Origin of the sequence: Caulobacter sp. B11, assembly GCF_002737765.1 — a bacterium.
Taxonomy (GTDB): Bacteria; Pseudomonadota; Alphaproteobacteria; order Caulobacterales; family Caulobacteraceae; genus Caulobacter.
On record NZ_PEGG01000181.1, the window covers coordinates 1 to 6538 of the forward strand.

The 6538-nt window shown below is 68.4% G+C and carries 6 protein-coding genes and 1 pseudogene; 6 read left to right on the plus strand and 1 reads right to left on the minus strand.

Annotated elements, in window-relative coordinates; all coding sequences use genetic code 11:
• The 3 genes from CSW58_RS14050 to CSW58_RS08370 all read left to right on the plus strand — a co-directional run.
• On the plus strand, positions 1 to 547 hold a 547-nt coding region (locus CSW58_RS14050; protein ID WP_099446985.1), incomplete at its 5' end, for a hypothetical protein.
• Positions 544 to 1488, plus strand: a complete 945-nt coding sequence (locus CSW58_RS08365) for an MFS transporter (protein WP_099446986.1) — start codon at positions 544 to 546, stop codon at positions 1486 to 1488. The genes CSW58_RS14050 and CSW58_RS08365, both read left to right, overlap by 4 nt.
• Complete coding sequence (locus CSW58_RS08370) at positions 1488 to 1913, plus strand: hypothetical protein (RefSeq protein ID WP_099446987.1); 426 nt, start codon at positions 1488 to 1490, stop codon at positions 1911 to 1913. The genes CSW58_RS08365 and CSW58_RS08370 overlap by 1 nt, the downstream gene beginning before the upstream one ends.
• Positions 1914 to 1948: 35 nt before the next feature.
• Here the strand turns inward: CSW58_RS08370 and CSW58_RS08375 are convergent, their stop codons facing one another.
• A complete protein-coding gene (locus CSW58_RS08375) occupies positions 1949 to 3373 on the minus strand; it encodes a short-chain fatty acyl-CoA regulator family protein (RefSeq protein ID WP_099446988.1) in 1425 nt (474 codons plus the stop codon).
• A gap of 130 nt (positions 3374 to 3503) precedes the next feature.
• On the opposite strand from CSW58_RS08375, the gene CSW58_RS08380 reads away from it, so the two are divergent.
• The 3 genes and pseudogenes from CSW58_RS08380 to aceB all read left to right on the plus strand — a co-directional run.
• Entirely contained in the window at positions 3504 to 5120 is a 1617-nt protein-coding gene (locus tag CSW58_RS08380; protein ID WP_099446989.1) for an isocitrate lyase, read from the plus strand.
• A 34-nt stretch (positions 5121 to 5154) separates the two neighbouring features.
• Entirely contained in the window at positions 5155 to 5388 is a 234-nt protein-coding gene (locus CSW58_RS08385) for a hypothetical protein (RefSeq protein ID WP_369825123.1), read from the plus strand.
• Positions 5389 to 5435: 47 nt separating this feature from the next.
• Positions 5436 to 6538, plus strand: a pseudogene (gene aceB, locus CSW58_RS08390) (malate synthase A); the annotation flags it as partial.

The window sequence follows — 6538 nt, forward strand, 5'->3', positions numbered from 1 at the left end:
GATGCCGCAGAACGCTCTCGACCCGTTCATCGCCCAGGTCAGGGCCAGTTGGGGCCCGCTCACCACCGAGCTGGTGGCCCAGTGCCGATCGCACCTGGAAGGCCTGCTGCGGGCCGCGCCCAGCGAGCCCTGGCTCGCCGCGCTGCTGAGGGACAGGCCCGCCAGCCAGGAACTCTATCGCGATCCCGACCACGGCTTCGTGCTGATGGCCCATACCGAGCCCCAAGGGCTCTATCGCCGCCCCCATGATCACGGTCGCAGCTGGGTGCTCTACGGCGTCCAGGGCGGCGAGGTGGAGATGGGCGGCTATGCCAGAACGCAGGACCCGCAGGGTCGTGTGCGGCTGGTCAAACGCGATGCGACCCTGGTGCGTCCCGGCGCGGCCCTGACCTATCTGCCGGGCGACATTCACGACACGCTCTGCGTGACAGGACCGGCGCTGCTCTTTCGCTTCACCGAGCGGGACCTGGCCCGGGAGGGCAGGCAGGAGGGCAAGATCACGCGTTTCGTCGAGCAGGACGGCGTCTGGACGATCGACGCGCCATGACCCGGAGCCCCGACCAAGCCTTCACTCAGGAGGCCGCGCCGCCGCGCCGCGCCGCCCTGGCCATCGCGTCGGTCCTGACGGCCCTGGTGCTGGTGGTGCTGGACGCCTCGATCGTCAATGTCGCCCTGCCGACCCTGTCGCGCGCCCTGCAGGTCACCGCCGCCGCCTCGGTGCTGGTCGTCACCGCCTATCAGGCCGCCCTGGTCATGGCGCTGCTGCCCTGCGCGGCTCTGGGGGAGCGGCTGGGCTATCGCCGGGTCTTCATCGGCGGGGTCATGGTCTTCACCCTGGCCTCGGGCCTGTGCGCGGCGGCCCCGACCCTGCCCTGGCTGGTCGGGGCGCGCTTCCTGCAGGGTCTGGGCGCGGCCTCGGTCATGGCGCTGGGGGTGGCGCTGCTGCGAACGGTCGTCCCCGCCGACAGGCTGGGCGCGGCCATCGGCTGGAACGCCCTGGTGGTGGCCCTGACTTCGGCCGCCGGGCCGACGGTCGGCGCGACCATCCTGTCCCTGGGCGCCTGGCCGTGGCTGTTCGCCGTCAACCTGCCCCTGGGCCTGATGGTCCTGGGCGCGGCCCTGGCGCTGCCGGATCGGGCCGGATCGGCGCGGCCGCCGAACTGGGGAAGCATGGCGCTGAACATGCTGGCCTTCGGGCTCCTGATCGCCGGCGTCGAGGCGCTGACCCGGTTCCCGGACCTGGCGGTGCTGCTGCTGGTCGGCGGCGCGCTGAGCCTGATCGTCTTGATCCGGCGCGAAGCCTCAAAGCCCGCGCCCCTGATCCCGCTGGACCTGCTCGGCGACCGATCCTTCCGCCTCTCGGTTCTGGCCTCGATCTGCTGCTTTACCGGACAGGCCGCCGGCCTGGTGGTCCTGCCCTTCTATCTTCAGCACACCGTGGGTCTCAGCCCCTTCAGGCCGGACTCTACATCACGCCCTGGCCGCTGATGGCGGCGGTGGCGGCCTGGCTGACCGGACGCCTGGCCCGGCCGAGCTGGACGGCATGGCTCTGCGCGGCGGGCTGCGCGGCCCTGTCGGCGGGCCTCTACGCCGCCGCGATCTGGCCCCTGGCGCCGGCGCCGGCGCGGATCGTGCCGATCCTCATGGTCTGCGGCCTGGGCTTTGGCCTGTTCCAGGTGTCCAACAACCGCAACATGTTCCTCTCCGCGCCGGTCGCGCGCAGCGGCGCGGCGGGCGGCCTGCAGGGCATGGCGCGCCTGGTCGGCCAGACCTCGGGCGTGCTGGTCGTCACCCTGCTGTTCAGCGGCGCCGCCAGCGCCGGCGCGCCCCGGATCGGCCTGGCGTTCGGCGCCGTCCTGACCCTGGTCGCCGGCCTGATCAGCCTGCTGCACGCCAAGGCGCCCCGCGCCTGATCCGCCGGTGTCCGAGCCTGGCCGCCTGCTGCGCCTCAGGCCACGAACGGGAACGGCGACAGCGACTTGCTGGCTTCCTCGATCAGCAGGGTTCTGTTGATCGGGGCGGCGGCGCGCTGGGGACAGACGGGCCGCTCGCAGATCCGGCAGGACGGGCCGATTTCGACCGCCACCGGGGCGGCGATGTCGAGGCCCCGGGCATAGGCCAGCTTGGCGGCGTATTTCAGCTCGCAGCCCAGGCCGACCACCAGCTCGTCCTCCTGCCCCGACTGCAGGCCCGACACCCGGCGCACGGTGCGCGACAGGGTGAAATAGCGCTCGCTGTCGGGGGTCTCGATCACCTGGGTGATGATGCGTCCCGGGGTCTTGAAGCTGTCATGGACGTTCCAGCGCGGGCAGGTGCCGCCGAAGCGCGAGAACGGAAAGGCCCCGGCCGCATAGCGCTTGGAAATGTTGCCCGCCGCGTCCAGCCGCACCATGAAGAACGGCACGCCCCGCGCGCCGGACCGGCCCAGGGTGGTCAGGCGCTGGGCGGCCTGCTCGTAGCTGATGCCGAACCGCGCCCGCACCCGCTCGATGTCGTAGCCGCTGGCCTCGAGGGCCGCCAGGAACGGGCCGTAGGGCATCATCATGGCCGCCGCGAGATAGTTGCCCAGGAACACCTTGAGCAATTGTCGGCTGGAGCGGTCGGGCGCCTTGAGGCGATCGGCCAGGGCCGACAGCTGGTCGCCATATTCCAGCAGCCCCAGCTGGTAGCACATGGCGAAGATCCGGCTGGCCGGGGCCAGGGTCTCCGACAGCATCAGCCGCTTGCGGTGATGATCATAGCGCCGCAGCGAGCTGGCCATTACCTCGACCGGCATGACCCGGGTCTGAATGCCGTGCGCGACCAGAAGGCGTTCGCGAACGGCCGGGCCGAGGTCCTGGGGATCGGCCTTGAGGGCGGCGACCAGGGTCTCGGCGCAGGTTTCCAGCTCGGCGAAATAGTTGCGTTGCGAGCCGACCAGATCGCGAACCCATTCGGTCGGCTGCACGGTCGGGACAACGTCCGAGCCGCCTTCCCGGTCAAAGGCCCCCAGGTCGATCAGCCGGCCGCGGTCCAGATAGGCGCGGTAGAGCCGCACCACCGCCTCGGTCACGGCCGGCGACACCTCGGCCACCTCGGCGGCTTCGTGGCGGCCGATGCCCAGATCGGCGAACATCTTGTCGCCCAGCACCTCTTCCAGCCCCGCGCCGCCGCCCGGGTCGTCGACCGCCAGGCTGCGGAAATCCAGGTCATAGGCGTCGGCCAGGCGCAGCAGCATCTGGGCGGTCACCGGTCGCTGGTTGCGTTCGAGCAGGTTCAGATAGCTGGCCGAGACCTCGAGGTCTTCGGCCATCCGAGTCTGGGTGATGCCCAGATCGCGCCGCAGCCGCTTGAGCCGGCCGCCGAGAAAGAGCTTTTTGTCCGAGGTCGCCATTCAGTCAACTTGTCACAGATTTACAAACTTCACAAAGTTTGTTTGTGACAAATCACCTTCAATAGGTTCGACCGTCAAGGGCGGGTGCGGCTAGCTGGCCTCAACAGACATCGCTCCTGGGACCGTCGACATGCAACGCACCACCTACGCTCAACACCGCGAAGCCCTGCTGGCCCGTTATCCCAACGGCGTGGCGCCGGGCGACATCGCCATCGACGACATCATCCAGCTGAAGCTGCAGAACACCTTCTCGACCCACCTGGACATCGCCCGCTCGATGGCCGGCGTCATGCGCGACGACATGGCCGAATACGACCTCGATAGCTCGAAGTTCACCCAGTCGCTGGGCTGCTGGTCGGGCTTCCACGCCCAACAGATGATCAAGTCGGTCAAGCGCCTGCGCGGCACCACCAAGGGCGCTTACGTCTATCTGTCGGGCTGGATGGTCGCGGGCCTTCGCAACCGCTGGGGCCATCTGCCCGACCAGTCGATGCACGAGAAGACCGCCGTCGTCGATCTGATCGAGGAAATCTACGTCTCGCTGCGCCAGGCCGACGAAGTGGCGATCAATGACCTGTTCAAGGTCCTGAAAACCGCCCGCGACGCCGGCGACCAGATCGCCGAACAGGCCGCCATCAAGGCCATCGACGCCTTCGAAACCCACGTCGTGCCGATCATCGCCGACATTGACGCCGGCTTTGGCAACGAGAACGCCACCTACCTGCTGGCCAAGGAAATGATCAAGGCCGGCGCCTGCTGCCTGCAGATCGAAAACCAGGTCTCCGACGCCAAGCAGTGCGGCCACCAGGACGGCAAGGTCACCGTGCCGCGCGAAGACTTCATCGAGAAGCTGCGCGCCTGCCGTCTGGCCTTCGAGGAACTGGGCGTCGACCAGGGCGTCATCGTCGCCCGCACCGACAGCCTGGGCGCCGGCCTGACCCAGAAGGTGCCCGTCAGCCAGTCGCCCGGCGACCTGGCCAGCGACTACATCAAGTGGCTGAAGACCGAGGCCATCACCCCTGAAAACCCCATCCAGGACGGCGAGGTCGCGCTCTATCGCGACGGCCAGTTCGTCAAGCCCGTGCGCATGCCCAACGGCCTGTTCGCCTTCCAGGACGGCACCGGCAAGGCCCGCGTCATCGAGGACTGCATCTCGTCCCTGACCCAGGGCGGCGCCGACCTGCTGTGGATCGAGACCGACACCCCCAATGTCGACGAGATCGCCTCGATGGTGAACGAGATCCGCAAGGTCGTGCCCAACGCCAAGCTGACCTACAACAACTCGCCCTCGTTCAACTGGACCCTGAACCTGCGCAAGCAGGTGCGCGACCAGTGGATCGCCGAGGGCAAGATCCACGCCGACAGCTATCCCGAAGGCGCGGCGCTGATGTCGGCGGAATATGACGACGCCGACCTGGGCCGCGAGACCGACGCCCGCCTGGCCCGCTTCCAGGTCGACATCTCGGCCCGGGCCGGGGTGTTCCACAACCTGATCACCCTGCCGACCTTCCACCTGACCGCCAAGAGCATGGACGAGCTGTCGCGCGGCTATTTCGGCGACGACAAGATGAAGGCCTATGTCAATTCGGTGCAGCGCGAGGAAATCCGCCGCGGCGTCTCGGCCGTCAAGCACCAGCACGAGGTCGGCTCGGACCTGGGCGACACCTTCAAGGAAATGGTCGCCGGAGAACGCGCCCTGAAGGCCGGCGGCCACGGCAACACCATGAACCAGTTCGCCGCCGAATAGTCCCTAACCGTTCAAACGACAGGAGGACCGCCCCATGTCTGCCAACGCCTTCACCCCCGCCGCCATGCCTAATCCAACCGCGCAGGAGCGCGCGGTTGACCGGGTGGCGGAAGCCTCCCATCGTCTGAACGAAGCGGTGCGCCGCGCCATCGACGCCGGCTATTCGGTGGAACTGGTTCGCGCCTCGCGCTTCCATGACGGCGCCGGCAACTGGGGCGACCAGATCGTCCCGACCGTTCGCAACAAGGGCGCCCAGGAAAACACCTGACTCCCGCCGACGGACTCCACGCCTAACCTCGTTTCAGGATCTCTCCCATGCCCCTCGACATCGCCGCCAACGTTTCGATCACCGGCCCTGTCGAGGGTCGTGCGGTAGAGATCCTCACCTCCGAAGCCCTGGCCTTCGTGGCCGACCTGCATCGCCGCTTTGACGCGCGCCGTCGCGAGCTTCTGGCCGCCCGCGTCGCCCGTCAGCTGCGCTTCGACGCCGGCGACCTGCCCGACTTCCTGGCCGAAACCGCCGAACTGCGGGCCGCCGACTGGCGCGTCGCCCCGATCCCGGCGGACCTTCAGGACCGCCGCGTCGAGATCACCGGCCCCGTCGACCGCAAGATGATCATCAACGCCCTCAACTGCGGGGCCAAGGTGTTCATGGCCGACTTCGAGGACGCCACCTCGCCGACCTGGTCCAACCTGATCGAGGGCCAGATCAATTTGAAGGATCGCTGGGCCGGCGACCTGACCCATGTCGACGCCAAGTCGGGCAAGTCCTACGCGCTGGGCGACACGCCGGCGGTGCTGAAGATCCGCCCGCGCGGCTGGCATCTGCCCGAGCGCCACATGGAAGTCGACGGCGAGATCGTCAGCGGCTCGCTGTTCGATTTCGGGCTGTATTTCTTCCACAACGCCAAGGCCTCGATCGCCCAGGGCTCGGGCCCCTATTTCTACCTGCCCAAGATCGAGAGCCACCTTGAGGCCCGGCTGTGGAACGACGTCTTCGTCCACGCCCAGGCGGCGCTGGGCATTGCCAACGGCACGATCAAGGCCACCGTGCTGATCGAGACCATTCCCGCCGCCTTCGAGATGGACGAGATCCTCTATGAGCTGCGCGACCACATGGCCGGGCTCAACTGCGGCCGCTGGGACTACATCTTCTCGTTCATCAAGCGCTTGGGCCGCCGGCCTGAGTTCCTGACGCCGGACCGTTCGGCCATGGTCATGGGCCAGGCCTTCCTGGGCGCCTATTCGCTGAAGCTGATCCAGACCTGCCACCGTCGCGGGGCCTTCGCCATGGGCGCATGGCCGCCCAGATCCCGATCAAGGGCGACGAGGCCGCCAACCAGGCCGCCTTCGCCAAGGTGCGGGCCGACAAGGAACGCGAGGCCGGGGCCGGCCACGACGGCACCTGGGTCGCCCAC